Origin of the sequence: Streptomyces sp. BK208, assembly GCF_004364245.1 — a bacterium.
GTDB lineage: Bacteria > Actinomycetota > Actinomycetes > Streptomycetales > Streptomycetaceae > Streptomyces.
The window spans coordinates 122,872-136,490 of the sequence record NZ_SOAV01000005.1; the positions used below are offsets into that span (position 1 = coordinate 122,872).

Here is a 13,619-nt window from a genome sequence, read left to right on the forward strand (position 1 = left end):
GGGCACCCTCTCCGCACCGAGGGTGCCCTTTCGACGTCGGGGCGATTCACGGCCGCGCGGAGCGTCCATGGGCGCCCCGCGAAACCCACGGAGTCACTTCGCCCGGTCGAAATCCACCGCGCTGTACGCCCGCAGCTTGCTCAGCCGGTGCTCGGAGTCGATCCGCCGCACCGTGCCCGACTTGGACCGCATCACGATCGAGTCGGTCGTCGCCGTCTCCGACCGGTACCGCACCCCGCGCAGCAGCTCGCCGTCGGTGATGCCGGTGGCGACGAAGAAGACGTTGTCCCCGGAGACCAGGTCGTCGGTGGTCAGCACCCGGTCCAGATCGTGCCCGGCGTCCACCGCCCGCTGCCGCTCCTCGTCGTCCTTGGGCCACAGCTTGCCCTGGATGGTGCCGCCCAGGCACTTCACGGCGCAGGCCGAGATGATGCCCTCCGGCGTGCCGCCGACGCCGAGCAGCAGGTCGATGCCCGTGCCCTCGCGCAGGGCCAGGATGGAGCCGGCCACGTCGCCGTCGGAGATCAGCTTGATCCGGGCGCCGGTCTCCCGGACCTCCTTGATCAGGCCCTGGTGCCGGGGGCGGTCGAGGATGACGACGGTGACGTCCTCGGGCGTGCGGCGCTTGGCCTTGGCGATCCGGCGGACGTTCACGGCCACGGGCGCGTTGATGTCGACGAAGTCGGCGGCCTCGGGGCCCGTGACCAGCTTGTCCATGTAGAAGACCGCGGACGGGTCGAACATGGAGCCGCGCTCGGCGGCGGCCAGCACCGCGATCGCGTTGGTCATGCCGTTGGCGGTCAGCGTGGTGCCGTCGATCGGGTCGACGGCGATGTCGACCTCGGCGCCGGTCCCGTCCCCGACCCGCTCCCCGTTGAAGAGCATCGGGGCTTCGTCCTTCTCGCCCTCGCCGATGACGACGACGCCGTTCATCGAGACGGTGTGGACGAGGGTGCGCATGGCGCGCACGGCGGCACCGTCGGCGCCGTTCTTGTCACCGCGCCCGACCCAGCGGCCGGCGGCCATCGCCGCGGCCTCGGTGACCCGCACCAGCTCCATGGCGAGGTTGCGGTCGGGAGCCTCCGAGGGGACGTCCAGCTCGGAGGGGAGATGATGCTCGGTCATCGGAACGCACCTTTCTGATACGACGACGGCCGGATGAGGGTGTGGCCACGACTCTATCGTCAGTCCGACAAAATGAGCAGGGGACCCCACGTATGAGCACATGAGGGACCTGCGACGATGGGGGGCGTGGCAGGTACGAACGGCAAGCAGAAGACGGCCCGGGACATGGTCCTCTCCCTGGGGGTCATCGTTCTCGCGGGACTGGTCATGTATCTCTTCATCCCGCACGACGACGACGGCGGGCCCGACCTCAAGCGGGTCGACTACACGGTCGAGCTGACCACCGCGCGCCGCGCCGCACCGTACCCGGTGGCGGCGCCCGAGGGGCTGGCCGAGGAGTGGAAGCCGACCTCCGTCCGCTACCGCGGCACCGACGGCGACTCCTGGCACCTTGGCTACCGCGCGCCCGACGGTGAGTACGTGGCCGTCGAGCAGTCGACGCGGAAGCCGGACGAGTTCATCGAGGAGGCCAGCCAGGGCGGGCGCAGGACCGCGACCACCGAGGAGATCGGCGGCCGGACCTGGACCCGCTACACCGGCGGCCGGTACGAGGCCCTGGTACTGCGGGACACCGACGGCGTGAAGGGCGCGACGACGGTCGTCGCCGGCACCGGGTCGTTCGAGCAGCTGGGCAGCATGGCCGCGGCGCTGAAGCTGGCCTGAGCCGGCGCCGTAGCCGCGCGGTCCTCCGCGGGGGCCGTCCTCGGGGGTGTCCTCGTGGGCCTTCCTCGCGGGCACGACGAAGCCCCCGGTGCGTCACCGGGGGCTTCGACGATGTGCGTGCGCGGGTCTCGGAGGACGCCGGCGCACGGACCGCGGTCCTCAGACCGTGGTGACGACCTGGTCGTAGGCCAGGCGCGGGGAGCGCGGGAACCAGGCGTCCGGGCCCGGACGGCCGATGTTGACGACCATCAGCGGGGTGTGGTCGTCGTCCAGGAACTCCTTGCGCACGCCCTCGAAGTCGAAGCCGGTCATCGGTCCGGCGGCCAGGCCGGCGGCGCGGACGCCGACGATGAAGTACGCGGCCTGCAGGGCGGCGTTCAGCGTGGCGGCGCCCTCGCGCACCGGGCGCTCGCTGAAGAAGGCGTCCTTCGCGGCGGGGAAGTGCGGGAAGAGGTGCGGCAGCTCCTCGTGGAACTCGTTGTCCGCCGAGAGGATCGCGACCAGCGGGGCGGCGGCGGTCTTGGGCCGGTTGCCCTCGGCCATGTGCGCCACCAGGCGCTCGCGGGCCTCGGGGGAGCGGACCAGCGTGATGCGCAGCGGCGACTGGTTGAAGGCGGTCGGGCCGTACTTGACCAGGTCGTAGATCGCCTGCACCTGCTCCTCGGTCACCGGCTCGTCGGTGAAGGTGTTCGCGGTGCGGGCCTCGCGGAAGAGCAGGTCCTGGGCGGCGGGGTCAAGAACGAGAGACATGCGTGATCTTTCTCCGGGTGCGTCGGCTCCACGTCCCGTGCGGGCCGGGAGCCGTTGACGGGGACGACCCTACGACAAAGAAGTTCAAGGTTCAACCAAAAAGGGGACGGCGGTGATCCGCTTCACCTGGCCGCGTGGGGCAAGGGGCGAGCGGACCTGTTCCCGCCGTCGACGCCGCACGGAAGGTGGCGTGACGGGCATCACACGTGATCGGCGATCACTTCCGGCGTCCGCCGCGGTCATGAAGGTCACATCGCCGCGCACCCCGCGCCGCCTCGGCATCGCGGAAACCGCGGCACCTCGTACCCAAGGAGCGCAACGACATGACCGCCAGCGTGAAGGGCCCGGCCTCCTACTTCCCGTCCATCGAGAAGAAGTACGGCCGCCCGGTCGCGGAGTGGAAGGACCTCGTCCGGTCCTCGCCGCTCACCAAGCACATGGAACTGGTCACCTGGCTCAAGACCGAGCACGGCCTGGGCCACGGGCACGCCAACGCGCTCGTCGCGCACACCCTGGCCGAGGACACGGCGAAGGAGGGGTAGGGGTGTCGTTCGGATCAGGCCGGCTCCGGGCGACGGTGCCCTGTTGCCGACCCCGCGACCCACGGCAAGATCCAAACGACACCCCTAGGCCCGCTCCTCGTCCTCGTCGGCTGCCTCCTCCTCGGCCAGCGCCGCGTCCAGGCGTGCCCGGGCGCCGTCCAGCCGGCGACGGCAGACCTTCGCCAGCTCCTCGCCCCGCTCCCACAGGGCGAGGGACTCCTCCAGCGTCGTACCGCCGGCCTCCAGCCGCCGGACCACCTCGATCAGCTCGTCCCGCGCCTGCTCGTACCCGAGCGCCTCGGACATCGCCGTCGGCTGCTCCACCTCGCTGGTCATCCACCCACCCTATGCGTCGACTCGTACGGAGAAATCGCCCTCGGAGACCCGCGCCCGCAGGGTCTCGCCCGGCTCCACCTCGCCGGGGTCACGGACCGCGTGGCCGTCGGCCCGCTGCAGCACGGCGTACCCGCGCTTGAGCGTCGCGGCGGGGGAGAGGGCGACCACGCGCGCGTGCGTGTGCGTCAGCTCGGAGTCGGCCCGGTCGAGGTGGTGCCGCAGCGCACGGCGGCCCCGCTCAAGCAGCGCCGTCACCTGCTCGGCCCGCTCCTCGATCATCCGGTGCGGATCCTGTATCGACGGCCGGGCCAGCGCGTGCGCCAGCCCCCGCTCCTCACGGTCGACGAACGCCGCCACACAGCGCCGGGCGCGGTCGCGCAGCAGCCGCACCCGCTCGTACTCCTCGCCGACGTCCGGCACGACCTTCTTCGCGGCGTCGGTCGGCGTGGACGCGCGCAGGTCGGCGACCAGGTCGAGCAGGGGGCTGTCCGGCTCGTGGCCGATCGCCGAGACGACCGGCGTACGGCACTGGGCGACCGCCCGCACCAGCTGCTCGTCGGAGAACGGCAGCAGGTCCTCGACGCTGCCCCCGCCGCGCGCGACGACGATCACGTCGACGTCGTCGATCGCGTCCAGCTCCTTCACCGCCTGCACCACCTGCGGCACCGCGTGCACCCCCTGCACGGGGACGTTGCGCACCTCGAAGCGGACGGCGGGCCAGCGGTGCCGGGCGTTCTCCAGGACGTCCCGCTCGGCCGCCGAGGCCCGCCCGCACACCAGGCCGATCAGCTGCGGCAGGAACGGCAGCGGCTTTTTCCGCTCCGCCGCGAACAGTCCCTCGCGCGCGAGGGACTTCTTCAGCTGCTCCAGACGGGCCAGCAGCTCCCCGACGCCCACCGGTTTGATCTCGGCGGCCCGCAGCGACAGCTGCCCCCGCGGCGCGTACCACTCCGGCTTGGCGTGCACGACCACCCGGGCGCCCTCGCCCACCACGTCCGCCACGGCGTCGAACACCTGCCGGTAGCAGGTCACGCTCACGGAGATGTCGTACGACGGGTCGCGCAGCGTCAGGAACACCACACCGGCGCCCGGCCGCCGCGACAACTGCGTGATCTGCCCCTCGACCCACACCGCGCCGAGCCGGTCGATCCAGCCCCCGATCAGCCGGGACACCTCGCCCACGGGCAGGGGGCTTTCGGGGGTCGAGTTGGCAGCCATGCGCCCGAGCGTAACGGCCGGGTCCGACAATCCGGCCCTCCGTGTCCGTCCCCGGTCACACGCCCCGGCCCACCGCGGCCGTTCCCCGTCACAGGCCCCGGCCCTCCGTGTCCGTCCCCCGTCACACGCCCGCCGGGTCCGCGTCCCTGCGGCCCCTCCACTGCACCGCCAGCACCAGCAGACCCACCACCAGCCAGACCGCCCCGACCACCTGAGCGGTCCCCGACGCCTCGACGATCACCGCGATGGTGATCGCCGCGCCCAGCACCGGCACCAGCAGGTGCCGCCACCAGCTCACCGTCCCCCCTCGGCGCCGGACCGCGAACCAGCCCACCACGCTCGCGTGCAGCAGGGTGAACGCGGTCAGCGCGCCGACGTCGACGACCGAGACCAGGTGGTCGAGGCCGTCGTCCCGGCGGGCCGCCCACACCGCCGCCGCCATCGTGATCACCGCAGACACCAGCAGCGCCACCCGCGGCACCCCGGCGTCCGTCCGGGCCAGCACGCCCGGCAGCCGCCGGTCGCGGCCCATCGCGAACAGCAGCCGCCCGGCCGCCGCCTGCCCGGCCAGCGCCGCGAACGCCGCGCCGATCGCCTTGCTCACCGCCACCAGGTCGTGCAGCCACGTGCCCACCGAGGCGTCCACGGCGTCGTAGAACGCCGACCCCTGCAGCTCCGGCTCCGCCGCCAGCCGCGCCGACGACACCGGCTCCAGCAGCGCCACCAGGTAGGTCTGCGCCACGAACAGCACACCGGCCAGCGCCAGGCAGAACAGCAGCGCCCGCGCGACCTTCGCCGACCCTCCGGTGACCTCCTCGGCGAACGTGGCGATCGCGTCGAAGCCCAGGTACGACAGCACCGCCACCGACACCGCGCCGACCACCGCCGACAGTGCGAACGCGCCCTGCGTGCCGTCCCCGGACAGCGGCGACAGCCAGTCCCGCTCGGCCCCGTCCTGCGCCAGGACCACGATCGCCGTGGCCACGAAGACGAGCAGTACGACGATCTCCATGGCGAGCACCAGGAAGCCCACCCGGGCCGCCGTCCGCACCCCCCACAGGTTCAGCAGCGTCGTGACGACCACCGCGATCGCCGTCCACACCCACCGCGACACCTCGGGGACCAGCGCCTCCATCGCGATGCCGGAGAACAGGTAGGCCACCGCCGGGATGAGGATGTAGTCCAGCATCGCCATCCAGCCCGCGACGAAGCCGGCCCCGTCGCCGAGCCCCGCGCGCGCGTAGGCGAACACCGACCCCGCCTGGGGGACCACCCGCACCATCTGGGCGTAGCTGAACGCGGTGAACGCCATGGCGACCGTGGCGACGACGTAGACCAGGGCCACCGCACCGTGCGACTTGGCGTCCAGCGTGCCGAACACGCCGACCGGCGCCATGGGCGCGATGAACAGCAGCCCGTAGACGACCAGGTCCCTGAAGCCCAGGCTGCGCCTCAGCTGCTGCTGCTCACCGGCCCCGGGGGCCGTCGTACCGCTCTGCGACATCGTTCCTCCGCCTGCGCCTCGGACTCCGTCTCCAGACGTTCCCGCCAGTCTCCCCGGCAACGCCGCACCCACGCGATCTTTGACCCGCCGAACGCGGCCTTACGATGGGTGCCATGACTGCTTCGCCTGGCCGCCGTGTCCTGCTCGCCGCCCCCCGTGGCTACTGCGCGGGTGTGGACCGCGCCGTGATCGCCGTCGAGAAAGCCCTGGAGCAGTACGGGGCTCCGGTGTACGTCCGGCACGAGATCGTGCACAACAAGTACGTCGTCCAGACCCTGGAGAAGAAGGGCGCGATCTTCGTCGAGCGGACGGAGGAGGTGCCCGAGGGGAACATCGTGATGTTCTCCGCGCACGGCGTGGCCCCCGTCGTCCACGAGGAGGCCGAGCGCGGCCGGCTCGCCACCATCGACGCCACCTGCCCGCTGGTCACCAAGGTCCACAAGGAAGCCGTACGTTTCGCCAACGACGACTACGACATCCTGCTGATCGGCCACGAGGGTCACGAGGAGGTCATCGGCACCTCCGGCGAGGCCCCCGACCACATCCAGCTCGTCGACGGACCCGAGGACGCCGCCAAGGTGGAGGTCCGTGACCCGTCGAAGGTCGTCTGGCTCTCCCAGACCACCCTCTCCGTCGACGAGACCATGGAGACCGTCGACGCGCTCAAGGACAAGTTCCCGCAGCTCATCTCCCCGCCGAGCGACGACATCTGCTACGCCACGCAGAACCGCCAGCTCGCGGTGAAGCAGATGGGCACCGAGGCCGACCTGGTGATCGTCGTCGGCTCCCGCAACTCCTCCAACTCCAAGCGCCTCGTCGAGGTCGCCAAGCAGGCCGGCTCCCGCGCGGCGTACCTGGTGGACTTCGCCGACGAGATCGACGAGACCTGGCTGGACGGCGTCACCACGGTCGGCGTCACCTCCGGCGCCTCCGTCCCCGAGGTCCTGGTCGAGCAGGTCCTGGAGTGGCTCTCGCAGCGCGGCTTCGAGGACGTGGAGATCGTCAAGGCCGCCGAGGAGTCGATCACCTTCTCCCTCCCCAAGGAGCTGCGCCGCGACCTGCGCGAGGAGGCGGCGTCCCTGGTGGCGGAGCGGGGCGGCTCGGGCACGGCGGGTACGCCCGGAGCGTGACCGTCAGTCGTCCGTCGTAACGTGGGGCCATGCAGATCTTCGGCGTGGACATCGGCGGATCCGGTATCAAGGGCGCCCCTGTGGACCTCGACAGGGGCGACCTGACCCAGGAGCGCTGCAAGGTGCTGACCCCGCACCCGGCGACCCCCGACGGCGTGGCCGACGGGGTCAAGGAGGTCGTGGAGCACTTCGGCTGGACCGGCCCGGTCGGTCTCACCTTCCCGGGCGTGGTCACCAGCGGCGCCATGGTGCGCACCGCGGCCAACGTCGACAAGAGCTGGGTCGACACCGACGCGCGCGCCCTGTTCAGCGAGCGGCTGGGCGGACTGGACGTGACGGTCGTCAACGACGCGGACGCGGCGGGCGTCGCCGAGATGCGCTTCGGGGCCGGCCGCGGCCGCAAGGGCACCGTCGTCCTGCTCACCTTCGGCACCGGCATCGGCAGCGCGGTCTTCGCCGGCGGGGTCCTCGTCCCCAACAGCGAGCTGGGCCACCTGGAGCTGGACGGGCACGACGCGGAGAAGCGGGCCTCCAGCAAGGTCAAGGAGGACCACGACATGTCGTGGGAGCACTGGGCCCACCGCGTCCAGAAGTACCTCGCCCACGTCGAGATGCTGTTCTCGCCCGAGCTGTTCGTCATCGGCGGCGGGGTCAGCCGCAAGGCCCACAAGTTCCTGCCCCACATCGAGGGCATCCGGGCGGAGATCGTCCCCGCTCAGCTCCAGAACAACGCGGGGATCGTGGGGGCGGCGATGCACGCCGCCGGCTGAGCACCGCCCGTCACGCCGGGGGGCGGTTGCGCGCGGCGGCCCGTCGTCGCCGCACCAGCCGGATCCGGCGGACGATGACGGCCGACCCGGCGACCAGCGTCCCGCCGTACAGCCACCCGGCCTCGGTGGCCAGCGCGGTCACGAGCCCCATCAGCCGCCCGCCGAGGCCGTCGCCGCTCTCGGCGACGGGGACCAGGCCCACGGCGAAGGCGATCGGCACCACCACGGGGGCGGTCAGCAGGTCGCCCCGGCGCACCCAGAGCGCGGTGAGCAGGCTCACCGGCACGAACAGCACCCCGTACACGGTCAGGGACGCGCCGAACAGCAGCTCGTCCACGAAGCCCAGCAGGGTCATCAGGGCCGCGCAGAACAGACCGCTGCCCAGCCCGGTCAGCCGTGGGTTGGGCATCTCGCGCAGGGCGCGCACCACTCTGGCCACCGGCGAACCCGGCCCGGGGGCGGGTCGCGCGGGGACCGTGCGCTGCCTCACCGGCCGCCCGAGGGGCCGCGCGGCGGCGGCGGTGCCGCCCCGGCCCTGCGAGGGCAGCGGCGCCCCGTTCCGTCGCGGTCCGTACTCTGCAGGTCGCGTCCTGTGTTGCTCCACTGGACCAACTTAGGTCGGTTTATGTGCTGAACAGCCCGACAGACACGCCGTAGGACGTGCCTTGGCCAAGCGTTCGACTCCGGACGAGGCCGGCACGGCACACCCCGTAGACTGGTGGATCGGCCCACGCCTGGCCCTGTCACCTCCCATCCAGCCTCCGCATCTCACGTACGGGAAGTCGCAACGTGTCGCTCACGATCGGAATCGTCGGTCTGCCGAATGTCGGCAAGTCGACCCTGTTCAACGCCCTGACCAAGAACGACGTGCTCGCGGCCAACTACCCGTTCGCCACGATCGAGCCCAACGTCGGCGTCGTGGGCGTCCCCGACCCCCGCCTGACGAAACTGGCCGAGATCTTCTCCTCCGAGAAGGTCCTCCCGGCCACGGTCGACTTCGTCGACATCGCGGGCATTGTGCGCGGCGCGAGCGAGGGCGAGGGCCTGGGCAACAAGTTCCTGGCCAACATCCGCGAGTCCGATGCGATCTGCCAGGTCATCCGCGCCTTCAAGGACGAGAACGTCGTGCACGTCGACGGCAAGGTCTCGCCCAAGGACGACATCGAGACGATCAACACCGAGCTGATCCTCGCCGACCTCCAGACCATCGAGAAGGTCCTGCCGCGCCTCCAGAAGGAGTCACGCATCAAGAAGGACGTGGCTCCCAAGGTCAAGGCGGTCGAGGAGGCCAAGGAGATCCTGGAGAAGGGCGACACGCTCTTCGCCCACGGCATCGTCCAGGGCACCGAGCGCAACGAGCTGCTCCACGACCTGCACCTCCTGACGACGAAGCCGTTCCTCTACGTCTTCAACGTCGACGAGGACGAGCTGACCGACGACGACTTCAAGAACGAGCAGCGGGCCCTGGTCGCCCCCGCCGAGGCGATCTTCCTCAACGCCAAGCTGGAGGCGGACCTCGCCGAGCTGGACGAGGACGAGGCCCTCGAACTCCTCCAGTCCGTCGGCCAGGACGAGCCCGGCCTCGCCACCCTCGCCCACGTCGGCTTCCGCACTCTGGGCCTGCAGACCTACCTGACGGCCGGCCCCAAGGAATCCCGCGCCTGGACCATCAAGAAGGGCGCCACCGCCCCCGAGGCCGCCGGTGTCATCCACACCGACTTCCAGAAGGGCTTCATCAAGGCCGAGGTCATCTCCTACGGCGACCTCGTCGAAACGGGCTCGGTCGCGGAGGCCCGCGCGAAGGGCAAGGCCCGCATGGAGGGCAAGGACTACGTGATGCAGGACGGGGACGTGGTGGAGTTCCGGTTCAACGTCTGACCCGCCCGGGTCCGTAGGCCGACAGGGTCCGCGGTGCGCTTCGGTGCCCTCGCCGTTCGTTGCGGCGAGGGCACCGTTCGTTCGTCCGGCGGGCGGTGTGGTTCGCGTCGCGGGGGCGGTCAGCCCTGCGTGCTGGTGCCCTGCAGTGCCTGGTCCGTCATGTCGGCCACCTGTCCGGCCGGCGGGGCCTCGGCGTCGACCTCGGTGCCGAAGTCCGAGTACTGCATCACCGTGGTCATCTTGAGCTGCTCCGGGGACCCGCTGCCGTCCGGCTCGGCGGACGCGGAGGCGGGAGCCTTGACGGTCATGTCGATCTGCTGGCGACGGAGGCGGCCCTCGTCGTCGAGCCAGACCTGCATGGGCAGCGTCGGGCCGAGCTGCTCGGCCAGCTGGTCGCCGCCCGGAATCCTGGAGACGTCCACGGAGACCTTGTAGTGCGTGGTGTCGACTCCGTCGATCTTCTCGGTGCCGGCCTTCTCGACGTTCTTGTCGATGATCGCCTTGGCGTAGGCGGCGGTCTGCGCGGGGTCGCCGATCTGCTGGTTGCTCACCCCCTGCCGCGCGGCCACCTTCTTCAGGTCGATCTTGATCCAGGACTTGCCGCCGGGAGCCTTCTGGCCGGGCACCTTCTGGTAGAGGACCTGCTCGACCACCCGCTGCTCGATGCTCTTGTCCTGCGCCGTGACGGTCATGACGCTGTCGCCCTCGGCCAGGTCGATGACACCCTCGGCGTCGGACGTGATCGTCCTGCCCTTCGCCGAGAGCTTCATGTCGATGGTCATCCGTGCCGACTCGGCTTCGGCCGTCTTGTCGTAGGCCGCGCGCACCTCCACCGTGCCCTGCTCACGGGCGCCGGTGCTCCTGCTCGCGCTCGTGCCCGGTGACGCGTCGCCCCCCTTGGCCCCGGACCCACCGTCTCCGCCGCACCCGGACAGGACGACGCTTCCCATGAGCGCGGAAAGCGCGATCGCACCGGTCTTCGTCCCCTTGACGCGCATGTGACTCCCCATCTCCCCATCGCCTTCGACGAGCCGCGGCCGTGGTCATCTCGCCCGCACGGTGTGCCGGATGCCCCGGACCGATCACAACACACCTGTATATGAGGGGATTTGGGCCACGGCTCTTAGTTCAGGGCCACCACCAGCATGGTGATGGCGGCGACGAGTACGACCCCTCCCACGACCCGCTGCATCGTGTAGCCCGCGGGAGAGGGCTCCGAGGCGTCGTAGTCCTTCACGAAAGGCTTCTGGAGGGGCCGGTTCAACTTCCACAGGAGTTGTGGTCTGACCACTTGGACCAGGGCCATCACGATGAACAGGGACAGGATCACTACGCTCATGAGAGGGTCCTTTCCTCGCCGGTGCGGTGAAGTTCAAGCTGCCCCTGGGTCGAGTGTTGAATCGCGCGTCCGCGACTGCGGTGACCTGGGCGAACGGGCTGACCGGGGCGGCGGGGGAGGAGGGGGCGACGTGCTTTTCCCGCGAGGTGTGTGGGTATGCGGGCCGGAATCAGACCCACCGCTTCGTCCGGACGGGGCGGGTCATTCGTCGCGAAAGCGCATGAAAGGCGCGAGAGTTGATGTGTTCGGCCGGTGAACGGGTGGGGTGGCCTGACCGGAATCGTTCGGTGGTGACGATTGCCGGCCTGCCGGGGACTGCAAAGGCTGTTTTTCGGTCAGGTTCAGACCTCAGCGCCACTCCGCGTCGGCCGGGGAAGTGGGTGTTCTCGCTGGTCACGGCGGGAAACGGTTGAGTCGTCAAGTTGTCTCAGAGGCTGTGGGGGAGACGAGACGCCGCTGCGGGCGCGGCTTCACGAAATGCACACTTGGTCCGTCCCGCATGCGTGGTCCCCCAGCCCGCGGCAACCACCCAGTCGCGAAGGACGACCTCCCATGAGCGCACCCGGCAGACGCATGCCCTGCTCGTCGGCCACCCGCCGGCACCACGTTCCCCCGCACCGGCTCACCCGTTCCGTCCAGCGGGCCGGCCGGCTGTTGTGCTGGAGCCTCGCCGCCGGCATGGCCACCGCCGCCACCGATCTGCTCCTCGCCCCACGAAGCGACTGGTGGCGGATGCTGTGGCCCCTGCCCTGGTTCCTCACCTGCGCGGCCGCCGTCGCCTGGGCCTGCCTGCGGGCCAGGGAGAAGGCCGCGAACCAGGACGGGGAGGAGGACGTGCCCGACGAGTGGGACCAGGCCGCCTGACGGTCCCGGGACACGTCGCCGAAGGCTGGGCGGGTCACGGCCTCCACCGCGCTGCGGAGGCGGCGGCGTCCCCCGGCCCGTCTCCGCACTCGCGTCTCCGCACCCCCGTCTCCCCGCCGCCGTCTCCGAACCCCCGTCGCCACGGGGCCGTCTCACAGCTCCAGTGCGCACTCCGCCGCGGCCACGACCGCCCGTGTCTGGAGCTCCACCTGGGTGGGCACGGGGACCGGGCGCAGGCGCAGCGACTCCTCGAACTCCGTGCACCAGGCGGTGAGGAGCCCGTCCAGTTCGTGGTGGAGGCCGGCGGCCGCCGGATCGTCGGCCGCCGCCAGGAGCCGCAGCAGCAGTCCCGCCGCGCGCAGTGGCTGGCGGCGCGCGACGACCTCCAGGGCACTGATCCCGGCCGTCGTCAACGCGGGTGAGGCGGGGGCGGGGGAAGACGCCTCCACCTGCCGGACGAGAGGCGCCCAGGAGTCGGCCACCAGGTCGTACAGGTCGTCGGCCATCCACTCCAGTACGCGTCTGGGCGGACTGTCCTCGGCCGTCGGCAGGAAGCCGCGGGCCTTCTCGAAGACGGCGGTCACCTGCCGTCCGCCCTCGCGGACCAGCCCGGACAGCTCGCGCAGGGCCCCGGCGGGGTCCGGGTGCGGGGACGGATCGTCGGCCCGGCCGGTCGCCCACAGGGGTACCTCGACGATCGCGGTGACGCCGCCGTACCGCTGGGGCGCGCACCAGGTGGACCGGCCGATGTTCTCGGACCCGGCCGCCAGCCGTGCGGTGCTGTGCGGCGGCGGCAGGACGTGGATGCCGGGGGCCGGGTTCTCCCAGTACAGGGCGTCGTACGTGCCGTGCTGGACCGGGACGCCGGCCTCGGCCGCGGCCGCCGCGTAGGGCGCGGCGAGTCCGGGCAGGTCGCGGGTCAGCTGGGTCCAGGTGCCGCCCGCGTCCACGTTGTGCAGGGAGGCCTGGAGCACGGGGCGCAGGTCGTCGATCATGTCGAACAGGGCGCGGCTCTCCGGGAGTCGCCGTCCGATGATCGGAGCCCACTCGGGCTGTTCCGCCGCGACCGGGCGGAACGCGGCGCGGTAGTAACGGGCCAGGGCGGGGCCGGGCCCGGCCGTCGCCGCCTCGACGCCCTCGCTCAGTGCGGCGCCGTCCGGGTCGAGGCACAGGACGATGTCCCAGGTGACGGCGGCGGGATCGGTCGCCGGGGACCGCCGGTCGCCGGCCGCGACCCGCTCCGCGAGCGCCAGCGCCGTGGCGCCGCCCACCGGCTCGTCCGGGTGCGGCCGGGCCACCACCAGGACGTGGCGCGGCCCGTGTCCCACCGACAGCATCCGGATCGGCCGGCCGCCCCGGGACGTGCCGATACGGCGCAGGCGGCCGGACCCGGGGAACCGGGTGACCAGCCGCCGCGCCGACTCGGTGACTTCCGCGACCGTGAGGTGGCGGTGCATCGGGCGCGTCCGGTCAGGCGCCGCCGTTGCCGGCGCTGTCGCC

Annotated in this window: 15 protein-coding genes; 6 read left to right on the top strand and 9 right to left on the bottom strand. The window is 71.6% G+C overall.

Annotated features, from left to right (window positions below; genetic code table 11):
• Nucleotides 1-93 precede the first annotated feature (93 nt).
• Nucleotides 94-1,125 (bottom strand): class II fructose-bisphosphatase, encoded by a 1,032-nt coding sequence (gene glpX, locus EV562_RS14155; protein WP_133887155.1) that lies wholly within the window; start codon nucleotides 1,123-1,125, stop codon nucleotides 94-96.
• Nucleotides 1,126-1,251: 126 nt separating this feature from the next.
• Here glpX and EV562_RS14160 point away from each other — a divergent pair, with 126 nt between their 5' ends.
• Nucleotides 1,252-1,788 carry a DUF4245 domain-containing protein gene (locus EV562_RS14160; RefSeq protein WP_166661777.1) on the top strand — a complete coding sequence of 179 codons (537 nt, stop codon included), beginning with the start codon at nucleotides 1,252-1,254 and terminating at the stop codon, nucleotides 1,786-1,788.
• 159 nt (nucleotides 1,789-1,947) lie between these two features.
• On the opposite strand, the gene EV562_RS14165 is transcribed toward EV562_RS14160, so the two are convergent.
• Nucleotides 1,948-2,538: a malonic semialdehyde reductase gene (locus EV562_RS14165; RefSeq protein WP_133887157.1), complete on the bottom strand. Its 591-nt coding sequence runs from the start codon at nucleotides 2,536-2,538 to the stop codon at nucleotides 1,948-1,950.
• Nucleotides 2,539-2,861: 323 nt separating this feature from the next.
• Between EV562_RS14165 and EV562_RS14170 the strand changes: the two genes are divergently transcribed.
• Nucleotides 2,862-3,080: a DUF4287 domain-containing protein gene (locus tag EV562_RS14170; protein ID WP_133887158.1), complete on the top strand. Its 219-nt coding sequence runs from the start codon at nucleotides 2,862-2,864 to the stop codon at nucleotides 3,078-3,080.
• 84 nt (nucleotides 3,081-3,164) lie between these two features.
• On the opposite strand, the gene EV562_RS14175 is transcribed toward EV562_RS14170, so the two are convergent.
• The 3 genes from EV562_RS14175 to EV562_RS14185 all read right to left on the bottom strand — a co-directional run bounded on the left by EV562_RS14175 (nucleotide 3,165) and on the right by EV562_RS14185 (nucleotide 6,138).
• Nucleotides 3,165-3,416 (bottom strand): exodeoxyribonuclease VII small subunit, encoded by a 252-nt coding sequence (locus EV562_RS14175; RefSeq protein WP_133887159.1) that lies wholly within the window; start codon nucleotides 3,414-3,416, stop codon nucleotides 3,165-3,167.
• Between the two features lie 9 nt (nucleotides 3,417-3,425).
• A complete protein-coding gene (gene xseA, locus EV562_RS14180) occupies nucleotides 3,426-4,634 on the bottom strand; it encodes an exodeoxyribonuclease VII large subunit (RefSeq protein ID WP_133887160.1) in 1,209 nt (402 codons plus the stop codon).
• Between the two features lie 121 nt (nucleotides 4,635-4,755).
• On the bottom strand, nucleotides 4,756-6,138 hold the full coding sequence (locus tag EV562_RS14185; RefSeq protein WP_133887161.1) for an APC family permease: 1,383 nt from the start codon (nucleotides 6,136-6,138) through the stop codon (nucleotides 4,756-4,758).
• A 104-nt stretch (nucleotides 6,139-6,242) separates the two neighbouring features.
• On the opposite strand from EV562_RS14185, the gene EV562_RS14190 reads away from it, so the two are divergent.
• Both EV562_RS14190 and ppgK read left to right on the top strand, forming a co-directional pair.
• A complete protein-coding gene (locus tag EV562_RS14190; protein WP_133887162.1) occupies nucleotides 6,243-7,268 on the top strand; it encodes a 4-hydroxy-3-methylbut-2-enyl diphosphate reductase in 1,026 nt (341 codons plus the stop codon).
• A 29-nt stretch (nucleotides 7,269-7,297) separates the two neighbouring features.
• Nucleotides 7,298-8,038, top strand: a complete 741-nt coding sequence (gene ppgK / locus EV562_RS14195; protein ID WP_133887163.1) for a polyphosphate--glucose phosphotransferase — start codon at nucleotides 7,298-7,300, stop codon at nucleotides 8,036-8,038.
• A gap of 10 nt (nucleotides 8,039-8,048) precedes the next feature.
• Here the strand turns inward: ppgK and EV562_RS14200 are convergent, their stop codons facing one another.
• Nucleotides 8,049-8,642, bottom strand: coding sequence for a DUF6542 domain-containing protein (locus EV562_RS14200; protein ID WP_133887164.1), 594 nt, complete (start codon nucleotides 8,640-8,642; stop codon nucleotides 8,049-8,051).
• A 185-nt stretch (nucleotides 8,643-8,827) separates the two neighbouring features.
• On the opposite strand from EV562_RS14200, the gene ychF reads away from it, so the two are divergent.
• Nucleotides 8,828-9,916, top strand: a complete 1,089-nt coding sequence (ychF, locus tag EV562_RS14205) for a redox-regulated ATPase YchF (RefSeq protein WP_133887165.1) — start codon at nucleotides 8,828-8,830, stop codon at nucleotides 9,914-9,916.
• Nucleotides 9,917-10,035: 119 nt separating this feature from the next.
• Here ychF and EV562_RS14210 read toward each other — a convergent pair whose 3' ends face one another.
• Both EV562_RS14210 and EV562_RS14215 read right to left on the bottom strand, forming a co-directional pair.
• Complete coding sequence (locus tag EV562_RS14210) at nucleotides 10,036-10,914, bottom strand: hypothetical protein (protein ID WP_133887166.1); 879 nt, start codon at nucleotides 10,912-10,914, stop codon at nucleotides 10,036-10,038.
• Nucleotides 10,915-11,039: 125 nt separating this feature from the next.
• Nucleotides 11,040-11,255 carry a DUF6199 family natural product biosynthesis protein gene (locus tag EV562_RS14215; protein ID WP_133887167.1) on the bottom strand — a complete coding sequence of 72 codons (216 nt, stop codon included), beginning with the start codon at nucleotides 11,253-11,255 and terminating at the stop codon, nucleotides 11,040-11,042.
• A 552-nt stretch (nucleotides 11,256-11,807) separates the two neighbouring features.
• Between EV562_RS14215 and EV562_RS14220 the strand changes: the two genes are divergently transcribed.
• A complete protein-coding gene (locus EV562_RS14220) occupies nucleotides 11,808-12,119 on the top strand; it encodes a hypothetical protein (protein ID WP_133887168.1) in 312 nt (103 codons plus the stop codon).
• 152 nt (nucleotides 12,120-12,271) lie between these two features.
• Here the strand turns inward: EV562_RS14220 and EV562_RS14225 are convergent, their stop codons facing one another.
• The gene (locus EV562_RS14225) at nucleotides 12,272-13,576 is read right to left on the bottom strand and encodes a M14 family zinc carboxypeptidase (protein WP_133887169.1); all 1,305 of its coding nucleotides are present in this window, start codon (nucleotides 13,574-13,576) and stop codon (nucleotides 12,272-12,274) included.
• Nucleotides 13,577-13,619: the final 43 nt, after the last annotated feature.

Excerpts from the sequence above, each read along its gene's own strand:
- glpX (WP_133887155.1), bottom strand. The coding sequence starts at position 1,125 with ATGACCGAGCATCATCTCCCCTCCGAGCTGGACGTCCCCTCGGAGGCT.
- EV562_RS14220 (WP_133887168.1), top strand. The coding sequence starts at position 11,808 with ATGAGCGCACCCGGCAGACGCATGCCCTGCTCGTCGGCCACCCGCCGG.
- EV562_RS14215 (WP_133887167.1), bottom strand. The coding sequence starts at position 11,255 with ATGAGCGTAGTGATCCTGTCCCTGTTCATCGTGATGGCCCTGGTCCAA.
- EV562_RS14165 (WP_133887157.1), bottom strand. The coding sequence starts at position 2,538 with ATGTCTCTCGTTCTTGACCCCGCCGCCCAGGACCTGCTCTTCCGCGAG.
- EV562_RS14190 (WP_133887162.1), top strand. The coding sequence starts at position 6,243 with ATGGGTGCCATGACTGCTTCGCCTGGCCGCCGTGTCCTGCTCGCCGCC.
- ppgK (WP_133887163.1), top strand. The coding sequence starts at position 7,298 with ATGCAGATCTTCGGCGTGGACATCGGCGGATCCGGTATCAAGGGCGCC.
- EV562_RS14185 (WP_133887161.1), bottom strand. The coding sequence starts at position 6,138 with ATGTCGCAGAGCGGTACGACGGCCCCCGGGGCCGGTGAGCAGCAGCAG.
- EV562_RS14210 (WP_133887166.1), bottom strand. The coding sequence starts at position 10,914 with ATGCGCGTCAAGGGGACGAAGACCGGTGCGATCGCGCTTTCCGCGCTC.
- xseA (WP_133887160.1), bottom strand. The coding sequence starts at position 4,634 with ATGGCTGCCAACTCGACCCCCGAAAGCCCCCTGCCCGTGGGCGAGGTG.
- EV562_RS14170 (WP_133887158.1), top strand. The coding sequence starts at position 2,862 with ATGACCGCCAGCGTGAAGGGCCCGGCCTCCTACTTCCCGTCCATCGAG.
- EV562_RS14225 (WP_133887169.1), bottom strand. The coding sequence starts at position 13,576 with ATGCACCGCCACCTCACGGTCGCGGAAGTCACCGAGTCGGCGCGGCGG.
- EV562_RS14175 (WP_133887159.1), bottom strand. The coding sequence starts at position 3,416 with ATGACCAGCGAGGTGGAGCAGCCGACGGCGATGTCCGAGGCGCTCGGG.